This window comes from Dehalobacter sp. CP, from assembly GCF_047652685.1.
GTDB lineage: Bacteria > Bacillota > Desulfitobacteriia > Desulfitobacteriales > Syntrophobotulaceae > Dehalobacter.
The window spans coordinates 397,278-411,297 of the sequence record NZ_CP157399.1; the positions used below are offsets into that span (position 1 = coordinate 397,278).

14 protein-coding genes are annotated in these 14,020 nt (G+C 41.4%); 8 read left to right on the forward strand and 6 right to left on the reverse strand.

Annotation, left to right across the window (positions count from 1 at the left end):
- Positions 1–116: 116 nt before the first annotated feature.
- Complete coding sequence (locus AAH944_RS02005) at positions 117–1,601, forward strand: methyl-accepting chemotaxis protein (RefSeq protein ID WP_415537743.1); 1,485 nt, start codon at positions 117–119, stop codon at positions 1,599–1,601.
- A gap of 89 nt (positions 1,602–1,690) precedes the next feature.
- On the opposite strand, the gene AAH944_RS02010 is transcribed toward AAH944_RS02005, so the two are convergent.
- Positions 1,691–2,701, reverse strand: coding sequence for an amidohydrolase family protein (locus AAH944_RS02010; RefSeq protein ID WP_415536072.1), 1,011 nt, complete (start codon positions 2,699–2,701; stop codon positions 1,691–1,693).
- A gap of 183 nt (positions 2,702–2,884) precedes the next feature.
- On the opposite strand from AAH944_RS02010, the gene AAH944_RS02015 reads away from it, so the two are divergent.
- Entirely contained in the window at positions 2,885–3,778 is an 894-nt protein-coding gene (locus AAH944_RS02015; protein WP_415536074.1) for a LysR family transcriptional regulator, read from the forward strand.
- Between the two features lie 91 nt (positions 3,779–3,869).
- On the opposite strand, the gene AAH944_RS02020 is transcribed toward AAH944_RS02015, so the two are convergent.
- Both AAH944_RS02020 and AAH944_RS02025 read right to left on the reverse strand, forming a co-directional pair.
- On the reverse strand, positions 3,870–4,103 hold the full coding sequence (locus tag AAH944_RS02020) for a DUF2922 domain-containing protein (protein ID WP_025204953.1): 234 nt from the start codon (positions 4,101–4,103) through the stop codon (positions 3,870–3,872).
- A 37-nt stretch (positions 4,104–4,140) separates the two neighbouring features.
- Entirely contained in the window at positions 4,141–4,371 is a 231-nt protein-coding gene (locus AAH944_RS02025; protein WP_025204952.1) for a DUF1659 domain-containing protein, read from the reverse strand.
- 395 nt (positions 4,372–4,766) lie between these two features.
- Here AAH944_RS02025 and AAH944_RS02030 point away from each other — a divergent pair, with 395 nt between their 5' ends.
- Positions 4,767–5,645 carry a DUF3102 domain-containing protein gene (locus AAH944_RS02030; RefSeq protein ID WP_415536077.1) on the forward strand — a complete coding sequence of 293 codons (879 nt, stop codon included), beginning with the start codon at positions 4,767–4,769 and terminating at the stop codon, positions 5,643–5,645.
- Positions 5,646–5,975: 330 nt separating this feature from the next.
- Here the strand turns inward: AAH944_RS02030 and AAH944_RS02035 are convergent, their stop codons facing one another.
- Positions 5,976–6,665: a Crp/Fnr family transcriptional regulator gene (locus tag AAH944_RS02035; RefSeq protein WP_415536079.1), complete on the reverse strand. Its 690-nt coding sequence runs from the start codon at positions 6,663–6,665 to the stop codon at positions 5,976–5,978.
- A 357-nt stretch (positions 6,666–7,022) separates the two neighbouring features.
- Between AAH944_RS02035 and AAH944_RS02040 the strand changes: the two genes are divergently transcribed.
- The 4 genes from AAH944_RS02040 (at position 7,023) to AAH944_RS02055 (ending at position 10,718) form a co-directional block, all read left to right on the forward strand.
- Entirely contained in the window at positions 7,023–7,598 is a 576-nt protein-coding gene (locus AAH944_RS02040; RefSeq protein ID WP_415536080.1) for a TetR/AcrR family transcriptional regulator, read from the forward strand.
- Between the two features lie 214 nt (positions 7,599–7,812).
- Positions 7,813–9,120: a reductive dehalogenase gene (locus tag AAH944_RS02045; RefSeq protein ID WP_415536082.1), complete on the forward strand. Its 1,308-nt coding sequence runs from the start codon at positions 7,813–7,815 to the stop codon at positions 9,118–9,120.
- Positions 9,121–9,149: 29 nt separating this feature from the next.
- The gene (locus tag AAH944_RS02050; protein ID WP_415536084.1) at positions 9,150–9,452 is read left to right on the forward strand and encodes a dehalogenase; all 303 of its coding nucleotides are present in this window, start codon (positions 9,150–9,152) and stop codon (positions 9,450–9,452) included.
- 36 nt (positions 9,453–9,488) lie between these two features.
- Complete coding sequence (locus tag AAH944_RS02055) at positions 9,489–10,718, forward strand: 4Fe-4S binding protein (RefSeq protein WP_415536086.1); 1,230 nt, start codon at positions 9,489–9,491, stop codon at positions 10,716–10,718.
- 462 nt (positions 10,719–11,180) lie between these two features.
- Here AAH944_RS02055 and tlp read toward each other — a convergent pair whose 3' ends face one another.
- The gene (gene tlp, locus AAH944_RS02060) at positions 11,181–11,408 is read right to left on the reverse strand and encodes a small acid-soluble spore protein Tlp (protein ID WP_415536088.1); all 228 of its coding nucleotides are present in this window, start codon (positions 11,406–11,408) and stop codon (positions 11,181–11,183) included.
- Between the two features lie 87 nt (positions 11,409–11,495).
- The gene (locus tag AAH944_RS02065; RefSeq protein ID WP_415536090.1) at positions 11,496–12,776 is read right to left on the reverse strand and encodes a LysM peptidoglycan-binding domain-containing protein; all 1,281 of its coding nucleotides are present in this window, start codon (positions 12,774–12,776) and stop codon (positions 11,496–11,498) included.
- A 133-nt stretch (positions 12,777–12,909) separates the two neighbouring features.
- Between AAH944_RS02065 and AAH944_RS02070 the strand changes: the two genes are divergently transcribed.
- Entirely contained in the window at positions 12,910–13,995 is a 1,086-nt protein-coding gene (locus AAH944_RS02070) for an FUSC family protein (protein ID WP_415536092.1), read from the forward strand.
- Positions 13,996–14,020: the final 25 nt, after the last annotated feature.

A 14,020-nucleotide genomic window follows, 5' to 3' on the forward strand; every position in this document is an offset into this window, starting at 1 on the left:
AATATGCTCCTTTAAAGTTAACTGATGAAATGGGATGATTCAGGACTGCGGCAAGGAACGACCAGAATGTGCATGGGTTAATAATCAATGTTAACTTAAAAGGAGGAGTATTGGTTATGGAAGAAACTACGTTTTTAAAGGCCTATCTTGCTAAAGTAAATAAAATAGTTGTCATTGGAGTATGGGTTTTAGTAGTGCTGATACTTGCTAAAGGATATGCATCTGGGGCGGAACTCAAAGTTACAGTAATCGGATGTTCGGTATTTTCTGTAGTAAATCTAGTGGTGACATATTTATTTGTCAGGAATAAAGCGAGTCGTCTGGTTGGTTATATAACAGTCGGGATAGTTTCAGCATTGCTAATAGGTTTATGTACTGTCGATGCGGAAAAACTTAGAGAAATAATTAATCTTGTTATTTTTCCCTGCGTGCTTGCATTATATATGAAAAAAGAAGCAATTGCCGTGTATGGTATTGGTGTTAATCTCTTGATATTCGGAGTATATGCTGTTAAACCTTTATTACCTTTAATTGATTTTGTTAATATAATTTTTCCGATTGAAATTGTTATTGCAGTTCTTTTTTTCCTAGCCAAATGGGGGCAGGAACTGCTTGAATCGGTTACTGCCAAAGAAAAGTCGATTACCAGTTTATATAATGAACTTGACAAATCCTTCGTTACGATAGAAGGGAATACGGCTGTCCTAAATAATGATATAGTTACCAGCAATTCGCATCTGGAGGCAGCTAATGAGACTAATTTTGCGCTTACTAAGGCCGTGGAAGAGATCGTTAAAGGAGTCGGAGTCCAGACGGAAAGCATAAACTACATTAATAAGATGATCGTTGACGCTGATAAAACATTAAACGAAGCTTACGATGTGTCCCGTGATATGGCGGATTCCTCGCAACACTCTCTCCGGATTGTGGCAGAATGCGGCAGCGACATCAAACAGTTAGATGGGCAGATTATTATCATCCGTTCAGCCATTGATGAATTTAGCAATACGGTGTCCGATCTGGAGATCAGTATGGGCGAAGTGAATAAATCCTTATCTTCTATAACAGGAATTGCCGAACAAACCAATCTATTATCATTAAACGCTGCAATTGAAGCGGCAAGGGCGGGGGAATCCGGAAGGGGATTTGCCGTTGTAGCCGATGAGGTCAGAAAACTAGCGGAACAAAGCGCCGGTGCTGTGGATATGATTAACAAAGTAATAGCCAAAATACAAGACAAAACTAAAACAGCTATTGTTAAAGCCCAGGACGGCCATAATGCCATAAAAAGCGGCGAAGCCATAGTAGAACAAGTTGGGGGAAGCTTCAGGAAAATAGAAGATTCTTACGATCAGACCAAAGAGAATATAGATAATATGTATTCGATGACGGGTAATTTTAAAAACGTATTTGATCTAATTAAAAAGGAAACGGAAAACATCGCCTGCGTCTCCGAAGAACATGCGGCTTCTACCGAGGAAATCCTGGGTTCGATCGAAGAGCAAACCCGGACGGTCGATACAATCTTTAAATCAATGAAAGAAATTCAGCAATCGTCGGATAGTCTGCAAAGCATTCTGCAAAAGAGAGTCGTCAGATAGTTTACAAGGCATTTTGCAAAAGAGTATCGCCTGAATCAACTAAAAAACCCGTGGAACTCTCGTCCACGGGTACATAAACACAAGGCTACTTAGAGACGAAATAGGCGTTCTGCGTTACCATGTGCAATCCGCTTTTTGTCGTCGGGGCTCACCGGGAGTTGCTCAAGGAATGAACGCGCTTCCATCCCCGAACTATAGGGATAGTCTACTGAATACATGATTCGCTCAGCACCAACTTGTAAGAACAAGTCCAAAAATGTTGGTATAAAGAGGAAGTTAGCGAAGTTGTAATAGACATTCTCACAGAGGTAGGAACCGACTGTGCGATCTAATTTTGTAATTTTTGGCGGCAAAGTGAAATCTAATCTGCCCTTCATAAATGGAAGGCCTTCACCTAAGTGGCCGATGATAATCTGCAATTCGGGGAACCGGTCGAATGCTCCGCTTAAAATGACGCGCAGAACATGGAGGCCGGTCTCAATATGCCATCCCCAACCTCCTCTTGCCAGAATGGCTGCAGTCGCTGGCGGATAGTTGCCTAAATAGGATGCCTCGATCACCGGTTTCGGTGGCTCGGCCGGATGGATGTAGATAGGAATCTGGAGTTTGGCGGCTCGTTCCAGAATTGGCCAGAAATACTCGTCATCCAAATAGCGCCCTCGAGTATGTCCGTTGATTATCGCTCCCTTGAAGCCATGTTCACTTACCATACGCTCTAATTCATCGGCAGCCGTGTCTGGAACTATTGTAGGTAAAGTAGCTAATCCTATAAAACGGTCTGGGTAGCGACGTACGGCATTTGCAAGATAATCGTTAGAGTCGCGGGCAAGCTCCACCGCCTCAGACGCGTCGAGTTGCTCCACGCCTGGACTAGTGACTGAAAGCACCTGCACGTCAGTGCCTGAAGCATCCATATCTGCGATTCTTCCTTCACCCAGATCCAGTAATTGCTCGATTAGTTTGCTGTTTGTAGCTGCAATAATTTTTAAGAGCGGGTCTGTACTTCCGGTAGCCTTCATGATTGCGGGTGTAATATAGTGTTCTTCGAGAGCAATAGTTCGCAAAGCCTTGACTTGTTCATCCCCGGTAAAGCCTTTCATTATTTTCTCACTCCTCAAATAATTATGATGTGTCACTTAGTATAAATATAGAGAATCCTACGTAGTATTTCCAATATTTATTCAGTCCATAATCTATAACCATTACGCTATAAACCTGTCAATGTTGAACAGATTTTTAACATTGCATAGCTGGACATAGAACCTAGAATGGAGGCACACTTTATGAATTTTTTGCAAATGAAACAATTTAGTATACTGGCAAAACATCAGAATATGACTGAAGCTGCAGAAGAACTCTATATTTCACAACCTGTATTGAGCAAATTACTAAAGAAATTTGAAAAATATTTGAATTGTGAATTATTTACAAGAAAAGGAAGAAATATAGAATTAAATTTAAATGGAAGAATATTTCTAGAATCAATTGATATCATTTTAAACGAATATCAAAAGATCAACGAGCATTTTTTTATAAGTAAAAATGTTGATATACCTATTAAGATCTCCGGGTTTAATAAAAATGAACTTGATTTGCTTATAGTCAATTTCAGTCGGCAATATCCAAATATATCAATAGAAAAAAATCCAAATACACCTATGGGAGCGCTTAATTTGTTGTTAAATAAAAAATCAGACGTGATTTTTACCGATAATTTCTCTCTTAATAAGTTTAACTTGGAAACAAAAAATATAGATTTTATCAATCTTTTCAGAAATTATTTATATGTATCTGTTCTGCCTAATAATGTAATTGCTCAAGAAAATGAAATTAGTTTGAATGAATTGCTAAAATATGAATTTATCGGTGCAATAAAAAATACCTGGACAAGTGAGTTCATTGAAAATGTATGCGACAACGAAAAAGTAAATATTAACTATGTGCACAAATATAAAATGGAGATGCTTGATAAAATATTTTTTTCCACGCCCTATTTAGTTTTTTGTGATTCAATTAATATAGCGTACTTTACAAATTACAGAGAAATCCGCAAGCATATCTTAATAAAAAACGCTTTTCAAGACATATATCTCTGCTATAGAAAAGGTGATAACCGCATTAATCTTTTAGTTGAAAATATCAAAAATACATTTCATGAAATATTTAATTATTCGTGATAAATTTCACATTTAAGCAAACTTCACTCTAAAAGAAGCTGTGTAAAACTATTTAAGTTTCAGCACAGCCTCTCCAGAGCGCTAGGCACGCTTATCCTTCGGGAGGATCATAGAGATCCTCCACGTTGTTGTCGTAGACCTTAACGTCCCGCATTAATTGTAACTCCCCACTGGAAGTGAGGAAAATATTCCGCTCGATAACCGTATCCATGACGGCTTCGCACTGAGCCTTCGTCAGGCCTTCGATCGGATCCGGCACGTTAATGCCGAAAGTTTTGCCACCTGTGGTGGCAAACGTCAGACGAACATATCTGGTATTTGCCATATGATCACCTCCTTTCCCGCCCAAACCGGCAGAAACCTTATCCCTCTTCGAACTCAAGCCGGTAATTCTTCTGCAACAGGATATCCTGCAGTTCATGTTGGCTCAAACTGTATAAGGCTGAAATAACATCATAAAGGGCTTGCTCCGTGGCGTCAGGCTTAACATAATTCAGTCCTTTTTTCCTGAGGATCGGACCGCCGGCCGGCGTCGTACCGATCTGATAGCGTCCGGCCAGAACCGAACTTAACGGGATCATGGTGACAGGCATGGCTGTGCACCTCCTTTCTCTTTGACAGGCGGACTTGTCTCGCCTGTCCTCATTAACTACTTTATGAATATTTTGTCCCGGGGGTTACAGGTTGTCCCTAAAAATATCCGGAGTCCCAAAAAGCAGAAGCCCAGCACACGATTCCATCCTGAACCGGCCGGGTTTCTGCTTATCTTTACGATCCTCCGCAATAATAGCTTATGCCTTGTCTGAATAAATCGTTACAATCCTGTCCTTTTGCAATCCGATGTGCAGGTCCTGTCCTTCCGGCATATATTGTAATAATACCCAATGATTTAGGCCGGTGCTTGTTCCAGATTCCGCGACAGTATCGGAAACTGGGACATCCTATTGGGCCAAAAAACACACAGGGAAGCGAGGAACGGGAAGAGCTTATGAACGAAGTGATTGACATGAACGAGACGATGACCGTACGGACGCCGCAGTTAATCGCGTCGGAAATTAACCTGATCAAAAGACAGACCCATCGGATCGTGCTCAGCAGCGCCATCGATATCGGGCGGCGGCTGACGGAGATCAAGAAACAGGTCAAGTATGGGGAATGGGGCCGTTGGCTGAAAGAGGAGGTCAGCTACTCCCAGGATACGGCCGAAAAAATGATGCGCCTCTACCAGGAGTACGGCGTCAAACAGCTTTCTATCTTCACCGACGGCGAACCGGACCAGGAAATACCCGAACTGAGCTTTTCACAGGCCTACATCCTCTTAGGCGTACCGGAAAAGGAAAGAGCCGCTTTCATCACGGACACGGATGTCGCGAGAACGTCTACCCGCGAGCTGCAAAAGGCGATTGACGACTGGAATCAGGCCCGGCGGAAGAAGGAACAGGCCGAACAGGAAAAAGCGGTCCTGCAGCAAGCCCTAGAGGAGGAAAAGGAAAAGTCCGCCCGGCTGGCCCAAGCGAACGCCGTATTAGATAAAAACGCCCAGGAATTGTTTACGGCCAAGAGCCGGCTAGAACGAAAAGCCGAAAACCTGCAGAACGAGGTAACCTCCATCAAAAAAACAACCGCTTATAAATCCCTGAACTCCCTGCGCAAGAACTTAAGCAGTGCGTCGACCAAGGTACGCGCCAACAATATCGCCTTTCTCTACGGGGAACTGGACCGGGTGATCAAAGAATTGTGGTTCCAGCTCGATAAGATCAAACAAAGCGACCCGGACACCTTCGTTGCCTATAAGGATAAAGTCTATGAGTTTCTGATTCAGCGGGCGCGGGATGAGATGTGGGCAAAGGATATTCCGGAACTGTAAACAAAAATCCTATTGTGAAGAATCCCGTTGTCACGACCAAACAGCGGGATTCTTCTCTAATTGAATACTACTTTTGTTGGTGGCTTTAGTACTGATTGAAACGCGACGTAAAAAGTCATCAAGCTGATGTGCATCTCAGGTCAAACTGGAATGGGGATTACATTGCATAGCACATAATATGCCCCTTTTTTTATTCTTCTGCTTTGCTGTTAATGCAATGCGGCATAAATGGTCAATATTATTTCAAAATAGCAAAGAAGCTGTGTGAAACTATTTAAGTTTCAGCACAACCTCTTTTTGGTTGACGCAAAAAATTATAACAATCAATGACTATTTAACTCGCAATTCGGTCTGATATTTTTTTAGCTGTTGCAAATCTTTAATAAAATAATAGCCGTTTGTTTGCTCGATTAAATTCATTTCTTTTAATTTTTTGATCGCCCTGATGGTCGTTGCTCTATTGACGCCCAGCATGTCACTAATGAACTGCTGACTTATTTTCAGATTCAGCTTTATTTTATTTTCGATTTCCATTCCAAAACTATCGGCAAATGTTAATAAGAGGCGACATATTCTCCATTCTGAGTCATAAACTAGCAGTTCATTTAAAAGATGATTAGTCACCATAAATTTACAGGTAATCGATTGTGTTATAAATAGCATTACATCAAAGTCAGCTTTCAACAAATTCAAAAGGTCTTCTTTCTTAATAAAAAGTATATTGGAATCCTCTATGGTCATAAAGTAGCAATCAGTAGGAATATTGAAAAGTATGTTATGTTCCAAAAAGATACTTCCCTTTTCTTGAAGGCCCCGTATATTTTCATTGCCATTTGGAGAGTATGTACTAGCTTTGACCCGGCCATCTTTTACATAATAAAGCCCATTGGGGACATAACCGGGAGAAACCAGTATGCTGTTTTTGGTTAAGAAAAAATTTTCTCCTAAATTTAATAATTTTTCGGAAGCATTCTCAAATTTAAGAATTTGTGTTACATTTTCTATTCTAAATTCTTTCATAAAAATCATACTCCTATCAAAAGGATTTTTCTGTTATGTCAATATAAGTTCGCAAAAACCATCTAGCATTGAACTAGACCAATATCTTTTCTTCTTATATGGACTGGAGTATTTTGGGCTTAACGTAACACCTTCCTGTGGTCAGAAACAAATTTTATTAAAGGAGGAAAATCGCTAGAAAACTGTGTGCTTGGCAATAGGCTGCTAATCTAGCATTCTCATATACGGAATCAGCTATTCCTGTCTTGGGTATTAGCATATGCTAACTTAATCCTGCAACGTAAGTATAATTCTTAATGTTGACGGTGTCAACATAATACTGTAAAATCATAAGAAATACATATAGAAGAGGATATTATGGGAAGCAGTAATGAGACAAAACAAAAGCTGATTAATGTCACAAGACATATGGTTAATACGAATGGTATTGATTCAGTTAGTATGCGTGACCTTGGAAAAGAAACGAAATTATCTAGAAGTGCAGTTTATAGACATTTTAAAAATAAGGATGATTTACTTGCAGCCATTGTGACTGAAAATTTTGAGACGTTAAAAAGTAATTTCTACGAATTAATTGGAGAAATAAGCGATCCTAGAAAACTTGTTTTTGCAATTTTTTATAATTTTTATGATTATGGCATAAGGAATCAAGAGCATTATCAATTGATGTTCCACAAACCATGGAATAAGAAGCAACATCCCAACCTATGCAATTCAGCTGCTGAAGTATATGGAATCATGGAAAAATGTGTGGGAAAAGCTCAAGAACAAAAATGCACGATTCGTATGTCACGGAAACAATTAACAGCAATGGTATCTGCATTTATTGTTGGTCTTATTGAACTTAGTTATGGAGGACATTTAGATTCTGAGAAAGGATTTGATGATCCAACTGGTTTAATTAATTCATTTTTAGATATTATCTTAGTTTAAGTTTATGTAAATGCCCTTTAGAAAACGAACAAATATAAAAAGAGTAATGAATATATTGGGAGTTAAGAAGTTGATTGAAGTACAGGGGTAATACGCCCTTGTATTTTTTTTATATTAATGTTGCATAGTTCACATCAGTTACATAGGAATCTTCTTATTATATTATTTTTTTTCTATGATAATTTCAGATCAAATATTTAAGGAGGGTTAAAGTATGATTCCAGATGATGACAAAAAGGAAAAAAACCAAGAGAAGAAGGCCTTCTCCAAAGAACTTAGCAGGCGCGGTTTTTTGAAGACCTCATTAGGAATGGGGGTTGGGGCAGCAGGTGCAGCTTTAATAGGTTATGACGGCAGCATAGCCAATGCTGCGGAGGCGGTACAACAAGATACTTTTCCAGTTGAAATGAACGCAGATTTCAAAAGGTATGATCAAAAAGATCAAGTGATTTTTCGCGCTATGATGGGAGATCCGGCCGTCGCAGAGTCATTTGCGAAGGCACATGGTGGACCGATGCCCACCGGGGAGGGCTATAGCAGAATCGAAGTAGCCATGTTTAATGGCGCCAAGGCCATTGAAGATGGAGTCAATGGTTATCATGCACCGGGTTTTGCCAGTCAGGGATTATACGATTGGAAAGAAAGCCAAATTGGTGGAAAAGTGAATCCTGACGTTTATAAATTTGAGAGCCCTGAAGCCGCAAGTAAAGCAGTAAAAAGAGCTGCAAAATTCTATGGCGCAAGTCTGGTCGGAATAGCCCCATATGACGAACGATGGGTATTTTCACGTGTTTTTGATATGCAAAAAATGGATAGCGTTCCCAATGAACTTCCGTTTAAACCCACAAATGTTATTGTTATGGCTCTGGAAATGGATTATCAAGGTATGGAAGCTGCTCCGACTGCGCTTGAAGGTGCCGCAACTACCAATATTTATTCCAATATGAGTGTAACAGTAAATAAACTTTCTCATTTTCTGAGGAACTTAGGTTATAAAACCTTACCTTGCGGCAATGATACCGCTATAAGTGTTCCTTTGGCGATTCATGCCGGACTGGGAGAACTCAGCCGAATAGGAATTCTTATCACTCCGGAATTTGGACCGAGAGTGCGGTTATGCAAAATATTTACCGATTTGCCTTTAGCTATCGATAAACCAATTTCCTTTGGGGTCAAGGAATTTTGCACGACCTGTATGAAATGCGCTGACGCTTGTCCCCCGCAAGCGATATCCCATGATAAAGAACCAAGTTTTCAAGCTGCAACGAAGTCCACAAATGGCGGTGTGAAAAAATGGGCGTGCAATGCTGAAAAATGCTTACAAGGATGGGCAGCTGCCGGAACTGACTGTGGAATCTGTATCAAAGTATGCCCGTACAACAAACTGGATGAATGGCACCATGACTTGGCGAAACTAGGGACAAGGACACCAGCCCGGCCAATTTTAAGATTCTTTGATGATTTGTTTGGATATGGAAAAGTAACAGTGGCCGATGCAGTAAAGAATTTCTGGGAAAAATAAAATATTGTAATGAAAAGAGGAGAGATAATATGACTATCTTCTGGATTCTTCTGGGTGCACTCACGGCATCATCCATATGGTTTGGATATATCAAGTTCAAGGCTGCAGGAAAAATGTCTGTTACACGCTTGATTTTAATTGTGACCTCCGCACTCTGGGGAGCATTTACCCAGGCTTGGATCTTCAGCAGCATAGCTGAAGGTGAGATGCAGGCTGCCGGCATGGGACTGTTAATCTTCGGAGCAATTCTTCTTGTCTTAGTTATCCTTATAGTACGCTTGGACTCCTTGATGCCTTCAAAAAAGAAAGCTGATAAGGTAGAAGCAGCATAACATCAGGGTAAGGCAGACCTTTAACAGGAGTAAGGAATGAAAAACACAGCAAATAAAATCATTGTGTTTGCAGCAGCAGTTATATTCTTCCTAACGTTAGGTTTGAGTTGGACTCATACAGATAACGATATCATACCGTTTATGAATCAAGTGTTTCCGGAAGCGCAATCTTTTCAAAAGATTGCGTCTTCCCCTGTTATATACGAAGGGCAAACAAAAGATCAAAACGGCAGGGAAGAAAAAATAGGCTATGTCGTAATCGAGCAAGCGGTTGCTTATGGCGGTCCGATTAAAATGGTGACCGGGATAGACCTCAAAGGGAAAATTGTCGGGGCGGTCATTGCAGCGCATAAGGATACGCCATCCTTTATTGATAAGGTCATCGACCAGAAATACCTGGAGAAATTCATCGGCAAAGACATCACGGCCCCTTTGTCCATTAACAAAGATATCGACCGAATATCGGGCGCTACTTTTTCTTCCCGGGGGATTGCCAAGGCCATTTCCCAGGGAAGCCATGCAGTAGCCAGAGAGCAGTTTGGGCTGGATGTGAAGGATGAGAAAGAACCGTTTAAGTTCGGGTCCAAGGAGATATCCGTCATTGCGTTGGTTATCCTGATGGTGATTGGCGTTACATTCAAACAAAGAAAACTACGTTGGATTGCCCTGATAGGCAGTTTGGTCTTCATTGGTTTTCAATACAACACACCCATTTCGCTTGCCAATATTGCCGGACTTTTCATGGGGAATTTTCCGTCTATTCGTGAGAACCTCGTTTGGTATATCCTCTTAATTGGAATCCCTATTATTACCTTTATATTAGGAAAGAACGTTTACTGTTTCTGGCTTTGTCCGTTTGGCGCTTTGCAGGAAATCACGGCAAAAGTAGGCGGCGGCAAATTCAAATGCGGCAATAAAGCAGTCGAAGCCAAAGCGGCTAAATTAAGGTATATCCTCATCTACCTGGCACTCATAGGGGCATTCCTGACGAAGTCACCCAGTTTTGCCGGGTATGAGCCATTTGCTACTTTGTTTGGACGGCAGGGGTTCGGTATCCAGTGGCTTATCTTGCCAGTCGTTATTTTTAGTTCCTTCTTTATCAGCAGATTCTGGTGCAGATTCTTCTGTCCGGGGTTTATTCTCAATGAACTCATATTACGCTCCAGGAGATATATCATGAAATTTTTAGAGAAAGCAAAACTAAAAAAGGTTCCGGGAATAGAGGTAGGTTCTGCAAATGAAATAAACATCGAGGTCAAAGGATGAAAAGCAAATTAAGTATGGGAGATTTATTATTTATCCTATTGATATCCGCTGTCATCATCATGATTGTAATCAGTGAAGTTCAAAACTTATCAAGTTAACCCCGGTCATGATACTGATAATATGATTGTGAAATAGTAGTTTTTTATGGAGCTATTCCCCCAAATAATGTCTTACCGCATCAATAGAAGTTTTGCTCCCGATAAGGCTTACAAGTTCAGCAAGCAATAGATCAGCAATATCTATTGGCAGCGTTTGGAGTCTTCAGGAATGTAAATTGCATAGTATCCTTGTCCTGCATTTGATATTTCCTTATATTTAGAGATTTGGGACAAAGACTACCTATCTCTAATTATAAGGATTTTTTATTGGTGGCAAAAAAACGAACCCCGTGATTTTTTATCATGGGGTTCGTCAGTAACCTGAGCCAGGCTATTAGTTACCTGGCTGCTATCTTTGTTTGCATCATTTATACTCTCTTTTTTTATCCAAGGCTTCGTCCCGGATTTCCACCCTCATTCCGTTTAGCGCATCACGCCTTCGATCATTCTTTTCTTTCAGATCTTTCTTACTTTTAGGATCATCAGTTTTCGCAATCATTTCATCAGCAAGCTCCATATTCTGGATGGTGTGATTAATGTTTTTTTGGATTCTGTCGGCATTATCTCTGCGGTCATCCGGATTGTGTTTCATAAATACTGTTCCTCCTTTGGTCTGCACTTAAAAAAATTGTTGCAAGTATATTGTTTGAGGAGTGAACAAGTCTTATACCATAAAATTTTAAAGCAGTTTTTTTATATTGTATAAAGACCTTAAAACCAGCCAATTCTGGGGAAAATATCTTCCGATCGTCCAGTAGCTTATGCCCCCGACCCGAAATTCTTTGGCCAGGGTCAGTTTGGCATAGATGCTTCGGGCATCTTCAAACCATACTTCGTGCTTTTTGCCGGCATCGTCGTAGTAGGTGAAATACGGAGACTGCGCTGTTGAATCATACTGGATTGCTGTCTTTTCAGTTCTGGCCAGATCTACCGCCCCGCTGTTGGAGACTGTTCTGGCGGCAGTACCGGAAACGTATGGAAGGGTCCAGTCATAGCCATAATTGGGGATACCCATAAAGATTTTTTGTCTCGGAATAGCCGACACCGCATAGGTCAATACTTTGCGCACTTCATTTACAGGAGCGACTGCTTTGGGTGGGCTGTAGGTGTAACCCCATTCATAGGTCATTAGGATGACGTGGTTGGCCAGAGCCCCGTGAACAGGATAGTCATGGGCTTCGTATAGCAGACCTTTTTGATCGGCAGTCAGCTTAGGAGCGAGAGCTGTCGTCACAGGATAGCCTAAAGGGCGGAGCGTATTAACGATCCTTCGGAGAAAGTTGTTATAGTTTTCCCGGTCGGATGGATAGATATATTCAAAATCAATATCGAGGCCGTAATAGTTTTTTTCTCTCAGCGTTCTGATAACCTGACTGATTAAAGTATTCTGAGCAGTCTGATTTGTCAGGATGGATCTGGCCAGCGTACTGTTGAAGCTTCCACCTTGCTGGATATTCGTAATGACCATTAGTGGAGCTGTCCGGGCTTCTCTCGCTGCCTGAATCAGCGGTTCATCCGGAATCGTATTCAGGGTGCCATCCGCGTTGACCTGATAACTGAAGATACTAAGATATGTAAGATGGCGAAGACTTTTTCGGAGAATGTCTCTGTTAATATTCGGAAAGGCATACCCGTTCACTTCTATCGTTCCATAGCTGGCAGCCGCTGCCGGAATGGCAATAGTCTGACCGGCATAGATACGGCTCGGATCTGTTATCCGAGGATTGGTGGCGAGTAAAGCATTCACAGTTACTCCGTGTTTTTGGGCAATCAGATAAAGAGACTCACCGGCGGCAACCGTATGTGTTCCACTACTTTCCAGAATGACCAGCGTCTGCCCGACAACTAGCTGGTTTGGATTGGTCAGTTCATTATCTGCAATCATTTTCTGGGGTGAGACCCCGTATTTGCGAGCAATCGAATAGATGCTCTGTCCTGAGCTCACAACATGAATTTTCAAGAAACACACTTCCTTTTTCATACTGTATGCTTCAGAGAAAAAAGAAGTGTTTGGAGTGCGGGTTTATTATTCGGGATGGGTTGTGTTATCATAAGACAATAAACATAAAGAATAAACCTTAAGGAGCTGTGGAATGAATATCGGAGCCAGGACGTTAAAGACAGGTCTCGCTGTGGCGGTCAGTGTTTATATCTGTATCCTTTTGGATATTGAGCCGTCTTTGTTTGCTGCGACATCGGCAGTGGTCTGTATGCAGCAATCTCTCGGCAGAAGTTTTCGAAATGCGCTGGAAGAAATTATAGTAAACATCATTGCAATTATTGTGGCTGTGGCGATCGGACTGGCCATACCGCTGCAGTTTCTGAGTATGGCACTTGCAACGATTATCCTGATTATTATTTTCACCAAAGTGATCAAAGTGCCGAATCAGATCGTTCTTGCAGTGATCTCGGCCATTTTTATCCTGGCTTCACCGCAGGAGCAGTTTTTGTCCCACGCGGTTTCACGGTCACTGGCTATCCTGATTGGTATGGTGACTGCAAATGTGATCAATTTGACGATCGCACCTCCGCGTTACCAAAAAGTGCTTGAGGATAAATTGATTGAACTAAATAATTTTGCTGTCCGGATGTTTGTCGATGCAGTGAACCGGTATCTGTACCTGAATCTGGCTTCGGAAGAAGAAATGCATAAAAATAAAGCGGAATTCAACAGCTTGTTTCAAGAAGCTGAGAATTTGTATGATTTATACCGCAAAGAGTGGAACGTCTTGTGGTTCGGTAAAAACAAGAAAGACCCCAAGGCCCGTAAACCATTATATAAGGAATATTTAAATTACAGCCGGGGCCTCTGGCAAAGATCACAGGACTTGCTTTTTCTTGCCGCAGAACGAAAAACCCGCCGGGAGGAAGCCAATGATCCGGCGGTTAGTCCTGAATTTGAGCATGTTTTTGAAATGCTGCACAATGTGATGTTCAGTGCGACAAGCTACAATCTGCAGCTTCAGAAAAAAGTCAAGGGGGAAGAGGCAGCTCAGTTTCCCGAATTGCGTGTCTGGAGCAAACTGCACGCTATTCTGAATGAATGGCAGGAGAATACACCCTCGACAAGCTTTTACTATCATGCGCTGATTGAATTGTCTGTTGTCACCTACAGCATTCGCTGGTTTGCGAAGGAATCCTCCCGGCTGCTGAATCTGGAGACGGAAATGAGTGTCTGAAGAAGACTAGATGCAGCTTGATTTC